Annotated in this window: 17 protein-coding genes and 1 tRNA gene; 9 read left to right on the plus strand and 9 right to left on the minus strand. The window is 38.3% G+C overall.

Annotation, left to right across the window (positions count from 1 at the left end; genetic code table 11):
* Positions 1 to 185, plus strand: a 185-nt coding sequence (locus tag I2F17_RS10700; RefSeq protein WP_196423217.1) for a transposase, incomplete at its 5' end; no start/stop codon positions are given.
* 523 nt (positions 186 to 708) lie between these two features.
* Here I2F17_RS10700 and I2F17_RS10705 read toward each other — a convergent pair.
* From I2F17_RS10705 to tpiA, 3 genes are all read right to left on the minus strand, one after another.
* Positions 709 to 793 (minus strand) — tRNA-Leu (locus tag I2F17_RS10705).
* Between the two features lie 53 nt (positions 794 to 846).
* Positions 847 to 1,182: a preprotein translocase subunit SecG gene (secG, locus tag I2F17_RS10710; protein ID WP_196422746.1), complete on the minus strand. Its 336-nt coding sequence runs from the start codon at positions 1,180 to 1,182 to the stop codon at positions 847 to 849.
* A 14-nt stretch (positions 1,183 to 1,196) separates the two neighbouring features.
* Complete coding sequence (gene tpiA, locus I2F17_RS10715; protein ID WP_196422745.1) at positions 1,197 to 1,991, minus strand: triose-phosphate isomerase; 795 nt, start codon at positions 1,989 to 1,991, stop codon at positions 1,197 to 1,199.
* Between the two features lie 229 nt (positions 1,992 to 2,220).
* On the opposite strand from tpiA, the gene pilB reads away from it, so the two are divergent.
* From pilB to coaE, 4 genes are read left to right on the plus strand one after another with little or no spacing between them, the layout of a single operon-like run.
* Positions 2,221 to 4,023, plus strand: a complete 1,803-nt coding sequence (gene pilB, locus I2F17_RS10720; RefSeq protein ID WP_211139913.1) for a type IV-A pilus assembly ATPase PilB — start codon at positions 2,221 to 2,223, stop codon at positions 4,021 to 4,023.
* 20 nt (positions 4,024 to 4,043) lie between these two features.
* On the plus strand, positions 4,044 to 5,267 hold the full coding sequence (locus I2F17_RS10725) for a type II secretion system F family protein (protein ID WP_196422743.1): 1,224 nt from the start codon (positions 4,044 to 4,046) through the stop codon (positions 5,265 to 5,267).
* The gene (locus I2F17_RS10730; protein ID WP_211139915.1) at positions 5,267 to 6,130 is read left to right on the plus strand and encodes a prepilin peptidase; all 864 of its coding nucleotides are present in this window, start codon (positions 5,267 to 5,269) and stop codon (positions 6,128 to 6,130) included. Before I2F17_RS10725 ends, I2F17_RS10730 begins: the two co-directional genes overlap by 1 nt.
* Positions 6,130 to 6,732: a dephospho-CoA kinase gene (gene coaE / locus I2F17_RS10735; RefSeq protein WP_211139917.1), complete on the plus strand. Its 603-nt coding sequence runs from the start codon at positions 6,130 to 6,132 to the stop codon at positions 6,730 to 6,732. Before I2F17_RS10730 ends, coaE begins: the two co-directional genes overlap by 1 nt.
* Here the strand turns inward: coaE and rlmB are convergent.
* Together rlmB and ppnP are read right to left on the minus strand one after the other, a co-directional pair.
* A complete protein-coding gene (gene rlmB / locus I2F17_RS10740; protein ID WP_196422740.1) occupies positions 6,712 to 7,470 on the minus strand; it encodes a 23S rRNA (guanosine(2251)-2'-O)-methyltransferase RlmB in 759 nt (252 codons plus the stop codon). The genes coaE and rlmB overlap by 21 nt on opposite strands.
* Positions 7,471 to 7,573: 103 nt before the next feature.
* The gene (gene ppnP / locus I2F17_RS10745) at positions 7,574 to 7,897 is read right to left on the minus strand and encodes a pyrimidine/purine nucleoside phosphorylase (RefSeq protein ID WP_196422739.1); all 324 of its coding nucleotides are present in this window, start codon (positions 7,895 to 7,897) and stop codon (positions 7,574 to 7,576) included.
* A gap of 273 nt (positions 7,898 to 8,170) precedes the next feature.
* Here ppnP and recN point away from each other — a divergent pair, with 273 nt between their 5' ends.
* The 3 genes from recN to ruvX all read left to right on the plus strand — a co-directional run bounded on the left by recN (position 8,171) and on the right by ruvX (position 10,907).
* Entirely contained in the window at positions 8,171 to 9,835 is a 1,665-nt protein-coding gene (gene recN / locus I2F17_RS10750) for a DNA repair protein RecN (RefSeq protein ID WP_211139919.1), read from the plus strand.
* An 87-nt stretch (positions 9,836 to 9,922) separates the two neighbouring features.
* Positions 9,923 to 10,477 carry a YqgE/AlgH family protein gene (locus I2F17_RS10755; RefSeq protein ID WP_196422737.1) on the plus strand — a complete coding sequence of 185 codons (555 nt, stop codon included), beginning with the start codon at positions 9,923 to 9,925 and terminating at the stop codon, positions 10,475 to 10,477.
* Positions 10,470 to 10,907: a Holliday junction resolvase RuvX gene (ruvX, locus tag I2F17_RS10760; RefSeq protein WP_211139921.1), complete on the plus strand. Its 438-nt coding sequence runs from the start codon at positions 10,470 to 10,472 to the stop codon at positions 10,905 to 10,907. Before I2F17_RS10755 ends, ruvX begins: the two co-directional genes overlap by 8 nt.
* Before the next feature lie 5 nt (positions 10,908 to 10,912).
* On the opposite strand, the gene I2F17_RS10765 is transcribed toward ruvX, so the two are convergent.
* Genes I2F17_RS10765 through I2F17_RS10775 form a run of 3 tightly spaced genes read right to left on the minus strand, consistent with a single transcriptional unit; the run spans position 10,913 to position 14,225 of the window.
* Positions 10,913 to 11,923: an HlyD family secretion protein gene (locus I2F17_RS10765; protein ID WP_211139922.1), complete on the minus strand. Its 1,011-nt coding sequence runs from the start codon at positions 11,921 to 11,923 to the stop codon at positions 10,913 to 10,915.
* Positions 11,924 to 11,931: 8 nt separating this feature from the next.
* Positions 11,932 to 12,141 carry a DUF1656 domain-containing protein gene (locus tag I2F17_RS10770; RefSeq protein WP_196422734.1) on the minus strand — a complete coding sequence of 70 codons (210 nt, stop codon included), beginning with the start codon at positions 12,139 to 12,141 and terminating at the stop codon, positions 11,932 to 11,934.
* Entirely contained in the window at positions 12,138 to 14,225 is a 2,088-nt protein-coding gene (locus I2F17_RS10775; protein ID WP_211139924.1) for an FUSC family protein, read from the minus strand. The genes I2F17_RS10770 and I2F17_RS10775 overlap by 4 nt, the downstream gene beginning before the upstream one ends.
* 250 nt (positions 14,226 to 14,475) lie before the next feature.
* On the opposite strand from I2F17_RS10775, the gene I2F17_RS10780 reads away from it, so the two are divergent.
* A complete protein-coding gene (locus tag I2F17_RS10780) occupies positions 14,476 to 15,255 on the plus strand; it encodes an IclR family transcriptional regulator (protein ID WP_196422732.1) in 780 nt (259 codons plus the stop codon).
* Positions 15,256 to 15,592: 337 nt separating this feature from the next.
* Here the strand turns inward: I2F17_RS10780 and pgsA are convergent, their stop codons facing one another.
* Positions 15,593 to 16,183 carry a CDP-diacylglycerol--glycerol-3-phosphate 3-phosphatidyltransferase gene (pgsA, locus tag I2F17_RS10785; protein ID WP_196422731.1) on the minus strand — a complete coding sequence of 197 codons (591 nt, stop codon included), beginning with the start codon at positions 16,181 to 16,183 and terminating at the stop codon, positions 15,593 to 15,595.
* Positions 16,184 to 16,334: the final 151 nt, after the last annotated feature.

Raw genomic sequence — 16,334 nt, forward strand, 5'->3', positions numbered from 1 at the left:
GATCGGATATACAGGAGTTATTGGAACACTATGGGCATCAGATTTTATGGTTGCCTGCTTATAGTCCTGATTTGAATTCTATTGAAAAGACTTGGGCATGGATTAAGAAAAAGAGAAAAGAATGGCAAGAGGATTGTATTGATCGACTCTTTCAGATGTTTTTTCATGTCTGTATGAGTAATTAGATTGTTTGACTATATCTCATAAAGCTGATCATCATGATCATAATGCCGTTAAAGCTTATATTTGATGATTTGATGATTTGATGATTTGATGATTTGATGATTTGATGATTTGATGATTTGATGATTTGATGATTTGATGATTTGATGATTTGATGATTTGATGATTTGATGATTTGATGATTTGATGATTTGATGATTTGATGATTTGATGATTTGATGATCAATTACAGTATATATAGTATATTTTCTTGTACACTCATTTTTGCCACATGCAGAACAAAAAATACTCACAGAGTAAAACAATCTATTTTAATACCCAAACCTTTATGAGTTTGATATATATCGCTTCAATCATTGAATAAATATTAATATTTCTATGTTAAGGCACTTTTAATTACGTGTTGTATATTTAAACACGCTATACATAGACACTTTTTAAACATTTTGCTGAGCAACAAAAAAGGCTCAATTCTTAAAGAATTAAGCCTTTAGTGAGTATCCAATACTGCAAATTATGCACTATTGGTGCGGAAGGGGGGACTTGAACCCCCACGCCCGAAAGCACTACCACCTCAAGGTAGCGTGTCTACCAATTCCACCACCACCGCATTTGCAGGCATTTTATTCCTTTCGTTGAAAAAAGAAAAGTACCTTATGCAAATTAATTGGCTGTTTTTGATGTATTTGTTGAATTTACACCCGAATTAGTGGCAGGTGTAGTCACAGGCGCTTGGTGATCAGGCATAAGACTGTAAGCATCTGCTGTTTGTTTTTTTGCATACACAGCTAAAGTAATACTGGTAACAAAAAATATTGCAGTCAAAATACCAGTCAAGCGAGTTAGAAAATTACCTGACCCAGACGCACCAAATACAGTACCTGCACCGCCCCCACCAAACGAAGCACCTGCATCTGCACCCTTACCGTGTTGTACTAGAACCAAGCCAATAATACCGATTGCCAACAAAACATGTACAACTAGCACAAATGTTTGCATGAACTCACCTTACCTTATTTTTTACCCGCAAAAGATGCTGCAATCTTATAAAAAGATGCTGCATTAAGAGATGCACCACCAACAAGTGCACCATTAATATCTGGACACGCTGCAAAGTCTGCTGCATTTTCTGGTTTAACACTACCACCATACAAAATAGCAACACGATCACTTGCATCTGTAATTTGGCTTAATCCTGCACGAATTTGTGCATGCATGGCTTGAGCATCATCTGCTGAAGCAGTTTTACCCGTACCAATTGCCCAAATTGGTTCATAAGCAATAATGATGCGCTCTTCCCATTGCTGAGGATTCACCACAGATGCAATATCTTTAACCTGTTGCAAAACAACCGCTTCAGCTTCACCATTTTCTCGTTGCGTTAAGCTTTCACCTACGCAATATACAACGGTCAAACCTGCTTCTAAAGCATGCTTAATTTTAGCACATAAAATCTCTGTATTATCACCGAGTAACTCACGACGCTCAGAATGACCAACCAACACATAAGAGACACGCGCATCTTGTAATAGTTGTGCACTAACATCTCCTGTATATGCGCCCGTACCAGGAAAACGAGATACATCTTGTGCAACAACATGTACAGTACGGTTATAACCAACAAACGTATCTTTAAGTGAAATCAGTGAAAGATACGTTGGTGCAATCGCAATATTACACTGTTGCTGTGCAATAGGTGCTAATTGCAAACATTGATTAAACTGCTGAGTCCATTTTTGAACATCAGCCGTTGCAGGATTCATTTTCCAATTTCCAATTACCCAAGGCACAATCGTTGACGCTGACATCTTCAAACACCCTTTATCATTCATTAAATATATGCGCTTATTTTACACACTTTTTTTGATTTTACCTTTTTTTTTGCAAGTTGCCATGTTTTGCTAGCGCATAAAAGAGTTTTAACGGTAATATGCGTATAATAAGTATTGCTTACTCTATGAGCATATGTTTTATTTATATTTTTGATCTCTTCTTTCATTATTGCTCTAGTAGCTAAAACGATATCGGGCAGGGCTCATGACCAACTCTTCTACGCCTACTCAATTAACAGGCTTTATGCTTACCTTAGTAAATGATGGACATTTCTCAGAAGAAGCACTTCGAGAATGTCTTGCTCAGGCTCAAAAAATTGATATCGATTTTGTTCGATATTTACTTGATTATAAAAGTTTTTCTCCCAAAACTTTAGCTCAAAGCTTTTCAAAATCATTTAATTTACCTTTATTTGACCTATTCTCTTTTCGGTTTGAAGAACTCCCTCATGATGCACTCGATGCAGAATTAGTCGCATCTCATCATATTTTACCACTCATTAAAGACAATCAACGTTTTGTGATTGCAATCAGTAATCCTGAATACATAGAAACATTAGAAAAACTCCTGTATCAAAATGATGCTGAAGCGAAAAAATTCAGGAAAATGGAAGGTGTGGTAAGTATACAAAGTGATGCATATATCAAACCGACTTGGGTTGTTGTGGAATACAATAAACTTGAATACTTAGTACAGCAAAACCAACAAAACCAACAAAATAAAGAAGATGAAGAAGATTATCTCACAGATGAAGAAAGAGAGACTCGCCAAGAAAAGCAACTCAAAGGTGATGAACTACAATTCGATGCTGAACCATTTAGAAATAAAGATAACCCCAATGAATTGCCTATTATCAAATATGTAAATGCCTTACTCTTTAATGCAATTCGCTTAAAAGCATCCGACTTACACTTTGAACCCTATGAAAAATCTTATCGTGTGCGTTACCGCATTGATGGAATTTTACGACAAGTTGCAACACCATCTGTCGATGAGGCCAATCGTCTATCTTCGCGTTTAAAAGTCATGTCACAAATGGACATTTCTGAAAAACGAATGCCTCAAGATGGCCGTATCAAACTGAAAGTCGCAGAAGATAAAGCCATTGATTTTCGTGTTAACTCATTGCCTACCTTATTTGGTGAAAAAATTGTACTGCGTATTTTAGATCCATCTAGTGCAATGTTGGGTATCGATGTCTTAGGTTATGAGCCCGATCAAAAGAAATTATTCTTAGATGCATTACATCAACCACAAGGCATGGTACTCATTACAGGCCCAACCGGTTCAGGAAAAACAGTTTCTCTTTACACGGGTCTAAATATTTTAAATACTGAAAGTGCAAATATTTCAACCGCAGAAGACCCTGTCGAGATTAACCTAGAAGGGATTAACCAAGTCAATGTCAACCCTAAAGTTGGGCTTAACTTTGCAACAGCATTACGCTCTTTTTTACGACAAGATCCAGACATTATTATGGTCGGGGAGATTCGTGATATAGAAACTGCAGAGATTGCAATTAAAGCAGCGCAAACTGGACATATGGTGTTATCTACACTACACACCAATAGTGCACCTGAAACGCTCACCCGACTGCGCAACATGGGTGTACCTTCATTTAATATCGCAACGTCTGTCAACTTAGTTATTGCACAGCGACTTGTGCGTAAGCTTTGCTCACGCTGTAAAAGACCGATTAATATTCCAAACAAAAGCCTGTTAGAATTGGGATTTACCAATGAAGACCTCACACAAAAATCTGTAACCATTTTTGAAGCTGTAGGATGCTCTGAATGCAGAGAGGGTTATAAAGGTCGAGTGGGCGTATATGAGGTGATGAAAATCACCCCTGAAATTGCCCAATTAATTATGGAAGATGCCAACTCAATTCAAATTGCTAAAAAAGCACAAGAGTTGGGCTTTAATAATTTACGTCGATCAGGTTTAAACAAAGTCATGCAAGGGCTAACTACATTACAAGAAGTTAACCGTGTCACCAACGACTGACCAAGATAAAAGAGATCAACATGGCAGCAAATGCAGAAAAACTACAGACTTTTTCTTACGTTGGAACCGACAGAAAAGGTGCCAAAACCGCTGGTGACTTAACTGCAAAAAATATGGCATTGGCGAAAGCGAGTTTGCGCAAACAAGGGATCAATGTATCTAAAATCAATCCTAAACGAAAAGATTTACTCGAAGGTATTTTTAAAAAAGGAATATCAACACTTGATATTACTATTTTTACACGCCAACTTGCGACCATGATGAAAGCAGGTGTTCCATTGGTACAAAGCTTTGAAATTGTTGCAGAAGGCCTTGAAAATCCAACAATGCGAGATATTGTTTTAGGGATTAAAAGTGAAGTTGAAAATGGCAGTACATTTACTCAAGCATTAAAAAAATACCCTAAACATTTTGACCAACTCTTTTGCTCATTGGTTGAGTCTGGTGAGCAGTCTGGTGCACTTGAAACCATGCTTGATCGTGTTGCAATATACAAAGAAAAAAGTGAACAGTTAAAACAGAAAATTAAAAAAGCAGTGAAATACCCCATTAGCGTGATCGTGGTTGCCTTAATTGTGACGATTATTTTGATGGTTAAAGTTGTGCCTGTATTCCAAGATCTCTTTGCTTCTTTTGGTGCAGATTTGCCATCATTCACACAAATGGTGGTCAATATGTCAAAATGGATGCAAGCATATTGGTATATTCTCATAGCAGCGATTATTGCAAGTGTAATTGGTGTTTCACAAAGCTATAAACGTAGTCAGGGCTTACGTAATCGAGTAGACCGCTTAGTTCTCAAACTGCCGATTTTTGGTGATTTAGTCTATAAGTCAATTATTGCCCGTTATAGCCGTACACTCGCAACCACTTTTGCCGCAGGTGTACCATTAATTGATGCACTGGAGTCAACTGCAAAAGCCACTAACAATATTGTATTTGAAACTGCGGTTATGCGTATTCGAGATGATGTGGCTTCAGGTCAACAACTGCAATTTTCTATGCGCCAAACAGAGCGATTTCCGTCTATGGCCATTCAAATGGTCGCCATTGGTGAAGAGTCTGGTGCTTTAGACACCATGCTCGATAAAGTCGCTACCTACTATGAAAGTGAAGTCGATAATGCCGTAGATGGCCTAACATCGATGATGGAACCACTGATTATGGCAATTTTAGGCGTACTCGTTGGCGGTCTTGTCGTTGCGATGTATCTTCCAATTTTCCAAATGGGGTCAGTGGTTTAGTGAACGAATTGATTGATTTATTCAACCAAAACAGCCTTGTTTTTTATACCACTGTTGCTGTATTGAGCTTGTGTGTTGGCAGTTTTATAAATGTCGTTATTTTTAGAACACCTAAAATAATGGAGCAAGCATGGCGAAATGAATGTCAAATGTTGCTCCATCCAGAAAATCCGCATATCGAACATGACAAGCTGAGTTTAAATACACCTCGCTCACACTGTCGTGGCTGTAAAAAAGTGATTCATTGGTATCAAAACATTCCGGTGTTAAGTTGGCTTGCGTTAAGAGGAAAATGTGCATCTTGCCAAGAGCGCATTAGCATTCGCTACCCTTTCATTGAACTGCTCACTGCCATATGTTCTATCACTGTTGCATATATGTTTGGCCCTAGCCTACAGACCGTATTTGCATTAATGTTTACATGGCTACTCATTACGCTGTCTTTTATAGATTTTGATACTCAATATTTACCTGATCGCTTTACTTTTACACTTGTAGGTTTAGGCTTAGCTGCAAATAGTATGGATCTTTTTGTGAGCCCAACCCATGCCATTTGGGGCGCCATTATTGGTTTTTTGTGCCTATGGATTGTATGTGTTATTTATAAAGTGATTTCGGGCAAAGATGGTATGGGTTACGGTGACTTCAAGCTATTGGCCGCTTTAGGTGCATGCTTAGGCCCACTAATGTTACCACTGATTATTTTACTTTCATCGTTTCTTGGATCGATCATTGGTTTAATTTTAATGAAAAGACGACAAGAAAGCCTCCCTTTTGCTTTTGGCCCTTATATTGCACTTGCTGGTTGGATTGCAATGATGTGGGGTGAACAAATCATGAAAGCCTATTTAGGTAGCTATTAATGTCTGGGTTTACTGTGGGTCTGACAGGAGGGATTGGTAGTGGTAAAACTGTAGCGAGCGATTGGTTTTCTACTCAAGGCATTGACATTATAGATGCAGATGTCATTGCACGCCAAGCTGTAAACAAAGGACAGCCTGCTCTTCTTAAAATTGCCGATACTTTTGGTCAGCAAGCCCTGCAAAATGACGGCACATTAAACCGTGCCTATTTGCGAGAAATTATTTTTAACGATCCTAATGCAAAAAAACAGTTAGAACAAATTACACACCCAATCATTCGCAATGAAATCATACAACAACTTTTTCAAAGCCATAGTCCGTATAATATTTTAGTATCACCTTTGCTGTTTGAAACCGATCAACATCAACTTACTCAACGAACACTATTAATTGACACATCAAAAGCATTACAACAACAACGTGCTTCACAACGAGATCAACAATCGATAGAGAAAATTAAGCTGATTATTTCAGCACAAATGTCGCGTCAAGACAAACAACAACGCGCAGATGATATTGTCCTCAATACAGGTGCTATTGAGGATTTGTATCACCAACTATTTTTATTACATCAGCGTTATTTAACCTTCGCTACTCGATAAACGCTGACGACACGCCTCGTACAATGCCATACCTGTTGCAACGCTCACATTTAGACTTTGTAAATTACCAGCCATAGGAATATAAGCTTTTTCATCACACTGTGCTTGTGTAATAGGACGTAAGCCTGTGTCTTCTGCCCCCATTACCACGACAACAGCACCAGAAAAATCACATTGATGAATTGGTCTAGCCTGTTCATCAAGCATGGTACCCACTACACGATAGAAATGTGCATCTTTTAAATGTGCCAATGTCCGTGCTAAATTGGTCACTTGAATAAATTTAACTTTTTCTGCACCACCTGCGGCAACTTTGCGTGCTGTAGGGGTAAGACTTGCTGAACGATCTCGAGAAACAATAACCGCTTGTACACCCATAGCAGCAGCAGTACGAATACATGCCCCTAAATTATGCGGATCAGTGACTTGATCAAGTGCTAACAATAAAGCCTGTGGCTGCGTTTGAATCAATTGATCTAAATCTTTTTCATTCAATATTGCTTGTGGTCGCACTGCTGCAACAACACCTTGGTGATAAGGAAGCCCCGCCATTTTTTCTAAATTATCACGACTGGCTTTTTGTACACTAATTCCAAACGGTTCGGCCAAACTCAACAGGTGTTGTAATCTTTGATCATCACGTCCTTTTAAAGTGAATAATGTCAGTACACGCTCAGGTTCTAACTCCAACAAAGATTCAACAGAGTGAACACCATAATAATATTCTGGCTTTGCCATGTGTAATGACCTCAAAATCAAAAAATAAAATCCTGTAAAGGGGATACTCTACAGGATAAAAAGTAGCATTTAGTGTAGCTGATTTTACAGCATTTGGCTTGATCTAACCTTCTAAATGACACACATAATCTAAGACTTGATCGGTTTCTATTTTAAAGGTGCTTTCACCGGGTACGTAAAAAGACTGCCCTGCACGAAATAATTCTGCTTGCTCATTGCTTGCAATACGCACACGACACTCACCAGAGATGATTTCCATACGTTCTGGTACATGGGTTTCAAATGTTAAGACTTGATCACTTGGCAAAATGACACCTAAAGTTTTTTTTGTGCCATCTTCAAATTGTACGGTATGACTTACGCATAAGCCGTTAAAATAAACATTAGATTTTTTTACTACAGATACATGATCGAACTGAACTGACATCTCTTTTTCCACCTTATGATTAATATATTATGTCAATGAATATATTTATATGCCCACCACAACCATGCCATATTGGCATGCTTTTATCTACTTAAATTAGTAATAATATCGTAAAACCATGACAGCAATATTGTAGTATTCATACAATCTCTTGATAAAATAGATTGGCAGAATATGTTTTTTCGGTATGATCTTTTGTAAGATGCTTTTATAGCGCACATGCTACACATTGATGCCACGTACAATAATACCTCGCACACCATGGATGCGTATATGCTTACACATTTAACACTTATCAATTTTGCTTTAGCCGAACATTTGGCCTTAGATATTGCATCAGGATTTAATGTTTTAACAGGGGAAACAGGTGCGGGAAAATCATTACTGCTCGATGCTTTATCTGCATGCTTAGGTGAACGTACAGACACAGGATTAGTTCGTTTTGGTACTGAAAAAGCCGATGTCACAGCCATTTTTAGCTACAAAGATGATACACCAGAAGCCACATGGCTCACTCAAAAAGAATTAAATGACCATTCTGGTGAAATTCACTTACGTCGTGTGATTTTTGCAACAGGACGCAGTAAGGCATGGATCAATGGCCGTCCCACTAGTCTCTCAGAACTCAAAGAGCTCGGACGACTCTTGGTTCAACTGTATAGTCAGCATAGTCAACAACAATTACTTGCCCCACCCTATCCAAAGCAATGGCTTGACCATGTCAATCAATTTTCAAAACCTGCTCAAGCAGTACGCCACGCATATAGCATTTGGCAAAAGACCATCCGACAACATCAAGATGCTCTAGCAGCGCAAAGCTCTCGATTACAACGCATTGAGGCACTAGAAATTCAACAAGAAGAACTAGAAACCATTGCTCAAAAAAACTATCTCGACATCGAACAAGAGTTTGATCGCTTTAGTCATCATGAAGCCATTATGCAAGACAGTGCTTATAGCTTAAACATCCTTGATGAAGAAGAACAAAACATTACCCAAGCTTTGGCAAGTGTCATCAAACGTTTAGAAACACATGCTGGGCGCAGTACAGAATTACAGAACATTTATACATCATTAAGTAATGCGCAAAGTGAAATCAATGATGCAACCTTAGCTCTACATCACTTTATTGATAAGCAAAGCTTTAATCCTGAGCGAATGGAACAGCTCAATCACGAGTTAGAAGTATTTCATCATTTAGCACGAAAATACCGAACACAACCCGAACATCTCAAAACACAATATTTACAGTGCCAAGAACAATTAGATGCCTTACAACAACAAGAAGATCCAACGACATTGGCGAACTTAGTAAAAACTCTTGAAATAGATTTTTTTACACAAGCACGCCATTTAGATCAAATACGTAAAGATGCTGCGCCTCAACTTGCACAACAGCTGACCACACAAATTAAAACTTTGGCATTGCCTGAAGCCTATTTTGAGTTTAAGTTTGAACCATTAGAACAAGCTTCTGCCGAAGGTCTAAGCGCCATTCACTTGCTATTTACTGCCAATAAAGGCATACCTCCTCAACCATTGGCCAAAGTGGCCTCTGGTGGAGAGCTGTCTCGGATTGCACTGATTATGCAAGTCATGAATGCTGAACGCACAGAGGCCGAAATGATTGTGTTTGATGAAATCGATGTTGGAATTAGTGGAGGAACGGCTGAAATTGTTGGTCGCCTTCTCAGTAAGTTGGCACAACATGTACAAATTTTATGTATTACACATCAAGCCCAAGTTGCTGCACAATCTGATCAGCATTTATTTGTTCAAAAACAACAAACAGATCCTGCAAGTAGTACTATTGTCCAACTGAATGAAGAGCAATGTATTCAGGAGTTGGCACGCATGACAGGTGGTATAGAAATTAATGACACCACTTTAGAGCATGCAAAACAGCTCAGAGCCTTAAAGTTTCAGGCACAAAAATAAATCATACTCACTTGGCGTATCTATCATGTTCTTGTATGTTAGAACACTATTCAATTTACCATGTAACACCCTTGGAGCACATTTTAGGTGACAAAACAATATTTAACACATCGTTGTTTAATTGCACCACCAGGTATGCACGATGATACGTTTGCAAACACACTCATTTATTTAGCCCGTCACGATGCAGATGGTGCACAAGGTATTATCTTAAACCAACCGAGCAATATAGAAATCAAAGAATTACTCAACGATTTAGATATTGATGCAGACCATGTGAATCCACATGCAGTCTTGCAAGGTGGGCCATTACGCCCCGAAGCTGGTTTCGTTTTACACACAGGTCAACCTACATGGCATTCTTCAATTGCAATAGGAGAAAATGTATGTATTACAACAAGTAAAGATATTTTAGATGCTATTGCACATAATGAAGGTGTAGATAATTACCAAATTGCGCTCGGTTATGCAAGTTGGCAAAAAGATCAACTTGAAGCTGAAATTGCTCAAGGAGACTGGCTTATTTGTGAGGCAGATATGGATTTAATTTTCAATTTAGCATATACAGAACGACTCAATGCAGCCTATCGAAAAATTGGCGTAGATCCGACACGTCTTTCAGTTGAGATTGGTCATGCCTAAAACCGTCAATACCATTATGGCTTTTGATTTTGGCACACAAAAAATGGGCATGGCCATTGGTCAACGTCAAATCCAATCTAGTACACCTTTGGCACAATTTCCCATGAAAGATGGTATTCCTCAGTGGGATCAACTGTTAAAAATCGTCAAAGAGTGGCAACCTGAGTTATTTTTAGTGGGTTTACCTATCAATATGGACGACAGTGAGTCTGAACTCTCACTTAGAGCAAGAAAGTTTGCACGGCGTTTGCGCCATCAAACCAATATTGACACGTACATGGTCGATGAACGTTTAACAACCCGTAGTGCACGAGAGCAACTCGATCATTATCAACAACAAGGACGTGGCAAAAAATTATCTGCAGACAGCCTTGCCGCAGCCATTTTAATTGAAAATTGGTACGAGTGCCCTACAGCCATGACCCCATAATGGGATTATTGTTGTGTATTGGGTAAGATTCGTACCGTAGCTGTGCGTCCAGCAACAAACGTCATTAGATTTTTAGGTTCTTCGTCTAAAACAATTTTCACGGGTATACGCTGAGCTAAACGCACCCAAGTAAATGTTGGGTTTACATTGGCCAACAAAGAACTACTCGCACTGCGCTCTCGGTCTTCTATACCCGATGCGATGCCTTGTACATGGCCTTTCATACTGTGCTGATCACCCATCAACTCAATCGTGGCCTTGTCACCCACATGGATTTTATTGAGTTTTGTTTCTTCAAAATATCCAACCACATACAATTGTTTACGGTCTACCATTGCTGCAACAGCTTGCCCGACTTTCACATAATCTCCCACACGCATATCAAAGTTAGATAAGGTACCATCGGCAGGTGCAACCACTGATGAACGTTGTAAATTCAGTGTCGCTAAGTTTAAATTACTTTGTGCAACCGCAATCAGTGCATGTTGTTGCTTAATATTCGCTTGTGCCTGTTCCATACTGGCTTGTAATTGTTTATCTTCAGCGTGGGATTGCGCTTTAACCGCAAGCACTTGATCTTGTTCTTGTTTAGAAATAGCACCATTCATTAAATTGGCATAACGCATCGCATTTTGATCTGCCAATGTCGTATTTGCAACTGATTTAACGATATTGGCTTTGCTTTGTGCCAAACTTGCTTCTGCTTGTGCTAAGCCCGCTTGTGCTTTGGCTAAATCAGACTTTGCCTGCTCTACACTTAAGAGTTGACGTGCCGTGTCGACCTCAAAAAGTAACTGGCCTTTTTTCACGCTTTGATTATCTTGCACCAAAACTTCAGTCACTAAACCAGAGACATCCGAAGACACTTCAATAACATCAGCACGAATACGACCATCTCGTGTCCATGGCTCTGCATTGTAATAGTCCCATAAATGCCATGCTGTTAATACGGCAAGTATAATAAAAATCAACATTAGCAATGGTTTGACTGCTTTGCGAACTTCAAATGAACTCATTTAATAACCTACTTCACGGTAAACCAGATAAAAATATAATGCACGCATAACAAACACAGTACGTACAAACACAAATGAAACACGCCAACAAACATAATCCACCCTCGTTCTACACATACACGCGTACAACGACTCACCAGTAAAAATAACAAGTAAGCTAAAATGGCTTGTACTAAAAAGCTTGGAATAAATACGCCATACAAATTAAAATCACTCATGCACTAGGCTCCACATGAGCATGCGTGATGCCCACTTGCTTAAAAATACTATGTTGAATGTTGTTTAAACTCATATAAGTACGTTGTTTAATATTACTATTTTCTTCACTTTTCAAAGCCACATACGCATTTTGCAAGATCCTGATTAACGCCTCATGGGTTGCTGTTTGCACGTGACCTTTTTTTTCTAATTCTTTAAACAAAGACACACAGCACGTTTGTAACTCAAACAATGATTGTTGTAAAACAGGAGAAATTAATTGTGAAGATGCCAACTCATGTATACGAGATAAATCTACCGTTGCACTGGTTTCTACCAATGCATGATGCATGGCTTGTTTAAGTTCTTTAGACTGGACTAATTTACTATTTAATACACCGATACGATCAATCATGCCACGTAAACGAACTCTAAAACCTACGCCATACGAGGTATGAACCATTTTTCTCATCGCACGATAATGACGTTGTAAAATTCGCGTTGCTGTTTCTTCTGGTGACATCGCTCGAATAAAATACAAACTTACCAAGGCACACAACACGCCTAAAATCATTGCAAAATCAGCATCGAAAAATGAAACTGCATCTATGGCATAGCGATTTTGTAAATTCATCGACATTACACTTACCACACCTAACACAAGACCAAGCGCCATTAAATTTGGTCGTGCAATGAGTAATGTAAATGTGATGACCGCAGGTGCTAACACTAAAGCCAACTGCCAAAATTGGCTAATACTTGGAAAGATTGCAAATACATAAATAAATACAATGCCAAAAGCACTAATACTGCCCCAAAAAAATATTTTTAATGCAGGAATTGGATTGTCGATTGCTGTTAAAATACAAGAGCATACTGCAGCCATTTGTGCCATCATAAATCCAGCCTTCCAACCGCTCAGTATCCATACTGCAATTGCAAAAAATGTACTACATACTGCCGCAATTCCTCCCCTCACTGCTACACCATGGTCTCTGTGTAAACTAGGATAATTTGTCGTTAACGGTACAATATTCTCTGGAAAGTCTTTCCGCCCTTGCTGAATACCTTGCCAAATAAAACGCACAATATGTACGTTATAAATATAATGTCGAAGATCCATTTGAAAGCTACTCACAACCGTCAAATGCTCTACATCTACTTGCTGTTTTAATTGTGTAAAAATGTCTGAAAAATGATCTGACAATGCATCTAATTCAGTTTCTTTCAATGTTTTGTTTTGATGTAAAAAATGTAAAACATCATCGGATAATTGTGCAAGTGTTTGGCTCAAAGCACTCCCTTGCTCAGGTTGTAATTGTTTCAGCCGTTCGGACATCGCCACCAAATTAGTCACGGCCATAGCACATTGATGCAACATTTCTTGCACAGGTTTGGTCATTCCTTTCAAATCAGAATTTTCAAACCATAAATGCACAGCCATACTATGTAATTCACTCATATCACGTGTAATCACAGCAACATCTTGACTATAATCGGGTGCCTTTAAATGTGGAGTTAACAGTATTTTCTTAAATAGCTCATCTAAACTGGTTAAATTACTTTCAACACGTTGTTGAATAATTGGGCCAATATGTGCAGGTAAAATCACTGCAGAGACCACTGCCGAACAAATCACCGCAATACCAATTTCTAAAAATCGAGCCAAAGCTATATCAAAAATACTATGTGCATCAATGGTGTTGATCGCATTAAATACAATCATGGCCACAGTATAACCAGACAACATCAGCATATAACTACGGGGTGTACGATCTAGTAAAGAAATATATAAACAAAACCCCACCCAACCTGAAATAACACTGGCAAATAACCATGGGGTATTAATCAAATGTGGCATTAACGCGACAGCAACAACTGCACCTATTGCTGTACCTGCGACACGATATAATGCTTTCGATGACAACATTCCTGCATAGGGATTGGCAATAATCATGACTGTGCCAATTGACCAAATGGGATTAAGCAGATCTAGTTGAAAAGAAATAAATAATGCCAACATTGCTGCAATATACGTTTTTATTGCAAAAACCCAATCAAGCTTACTTGGGCGAAAAGCCACAAGCTGTTTCAGAATGTGCATGGTGCTCCTTTAGCATAAGATTTATTTCATCTGATCTGACACAAGACAACAAACAGTGGGGATCTAAACGACCCATGCATTATTTTCTTTATTAGATATTTATATATATAATGATTGCAAAACCAACCAAAAAAGTCAACATAATATCTTTATTTGATAATTTAGTACTTATTAAGTTTTTATTCTCTATTCGGTTATGCTAAAAAGGCATACGATGCTTTAGTAATTGCTTGAGGAAACACAACACACCATGTCTACGACTAGTTTTGGAAAAATACTCACCGTACTCGATTTATTTTCAGTCAGTCGCCCTGTTATTAATGTTGACCTCATTTGTCACGAGCTTGGTCTTTCTAAACCAACAAGCTACCGCTATTTAAAGGAATTAGTCACAACAGGGCTACTTCAGCGCATCTGTGGTACATCAGGCGACTATATGCTTGGGCCTAAAATTGCAGTTTTAGATTATATTTCTAGAGCCACTGACCCTTTAGTACAAATGAGCATTCCGTTAATGAAAGAAATTGCTGAATTAACAGAATTAGACTGTATGCTGACATTTTTAAATCATGACTATTGTATTGATTTACATAGCGAATCATTTCAAAAACATAAATTATTGTCTTATGGACGTGGTAATCCACGCTCTGTATATATGGGCTCATCGCCTAAGGTTATGGTTTCGCATTTAAATAAAAAAAGCCTGCACGTGTTTTATACAAAATATGCAAATCAACTTCAAAAAACAGATTTTGCACACAATGAAGATACCTTTATGCAACGCATGAAAAAAATCAAAAAACAAGGGTATTATTTTTCACAAGGTGAAGTCATTGAGAACTATGCAGGGCTGGCTGTACCTGTGCATTATTCGAAAAAACTTCCCCCTTTAGCACTCACCATCATTGGCTCAAAAAATCGTTTTACCTTTGTAGATTTAAACAAATTAATTATGATGCTCAAAGACAGTGCAGGGAAAATTGAACAGCAATATTTTGAACTCATTCATGATTCAGAATTGATCTCTTAATCGGCACTACAATCTACAATAAGCTTACATGTCACACAGCAAAACAGCATCTTGTTTTTAGCGACTGAAGACTCTATTTTTCTTAGACAATTTTTGCAAAATCGACCTTTTAATCACACCGTGTATCGCAAGATATACACGGTGTTTTGCGCTTAAAACCTGCACCAACTTGCGACATATCGCGCACTTCACATACAGATGATTCAAACCATTTCATTTTCGCTGTACAGTATTGCTCGTTATTTTTGTATATCTTGGTGTTATTTGTTATATGCTCAGTTTTAGCACCACGTATTAAAATGTCATTGACCTTTTATCCTAGAGCACAAAAAGTATCTTAAGGCTGTTTTAAAAATGGCCATGCTGCACGTAAGTAAATGACCATAGACCATAACGTTAAAATGACTGCCGCATACAATACAAGATACGCAAAAATATCTAACGGTTGCCAATTCAATAAAAAGATACTAATTGAAATCATTTGAAAGGCTGTTTTGTACTTTCCAACGGTAGATACAGCCACATTCGTACGTGCGCCTAACTCTGCCATCCATTCACGTAACGCAGATACTGTAATTTCACGAGAAATAATCACAATCGCTGCAAAAGCCATCATAATGGTTGGTTTCCATTGCACCAATACAATTAAAGCCGCTGCCACCATCAATTTATCTGCCACAGGATCTAAAAAACGCCCAAAGGCTGAGCTTTGATTCAGCACACGTGCCAAATATCCATCAAACCAATCTGTAATGGCAGCTAAAATAAAAATTGAAGTGAGTAAAGCATGGCGAAAGACAATTGTATGCTCACTACCATGTACCCCAATCACAGGTGGCCAATAAGCAATTAATAAAAAAACTGGAATTAATGCAATCCTTGCAAGTGTCAACACATTTGGAATATTCAGGATTCTTCCTGCACTCATGATCTACCCGCCACTTTATTTTAGCCGACTGTGTTTACAACCCCATTAGAACAAATAAATTGTATCTAAATATGATGCCACTTTATACGAAATCACGAGCACTGTCGACCATGAAACGCCAACGAATGTATCAACATCTCCCCTCTTTGCT

It is taken from the genome of Acinetobacter baretiae (assembly GCF_015627105.1).
In the GTDB taxonomy this organism is placed as follows: Bacteria; Pseudomonadota; Gammaproteobacteria; order Pseudomonadales; family Moraxellaceae; genus Acinetobacter; species Acinetobacter baretiae.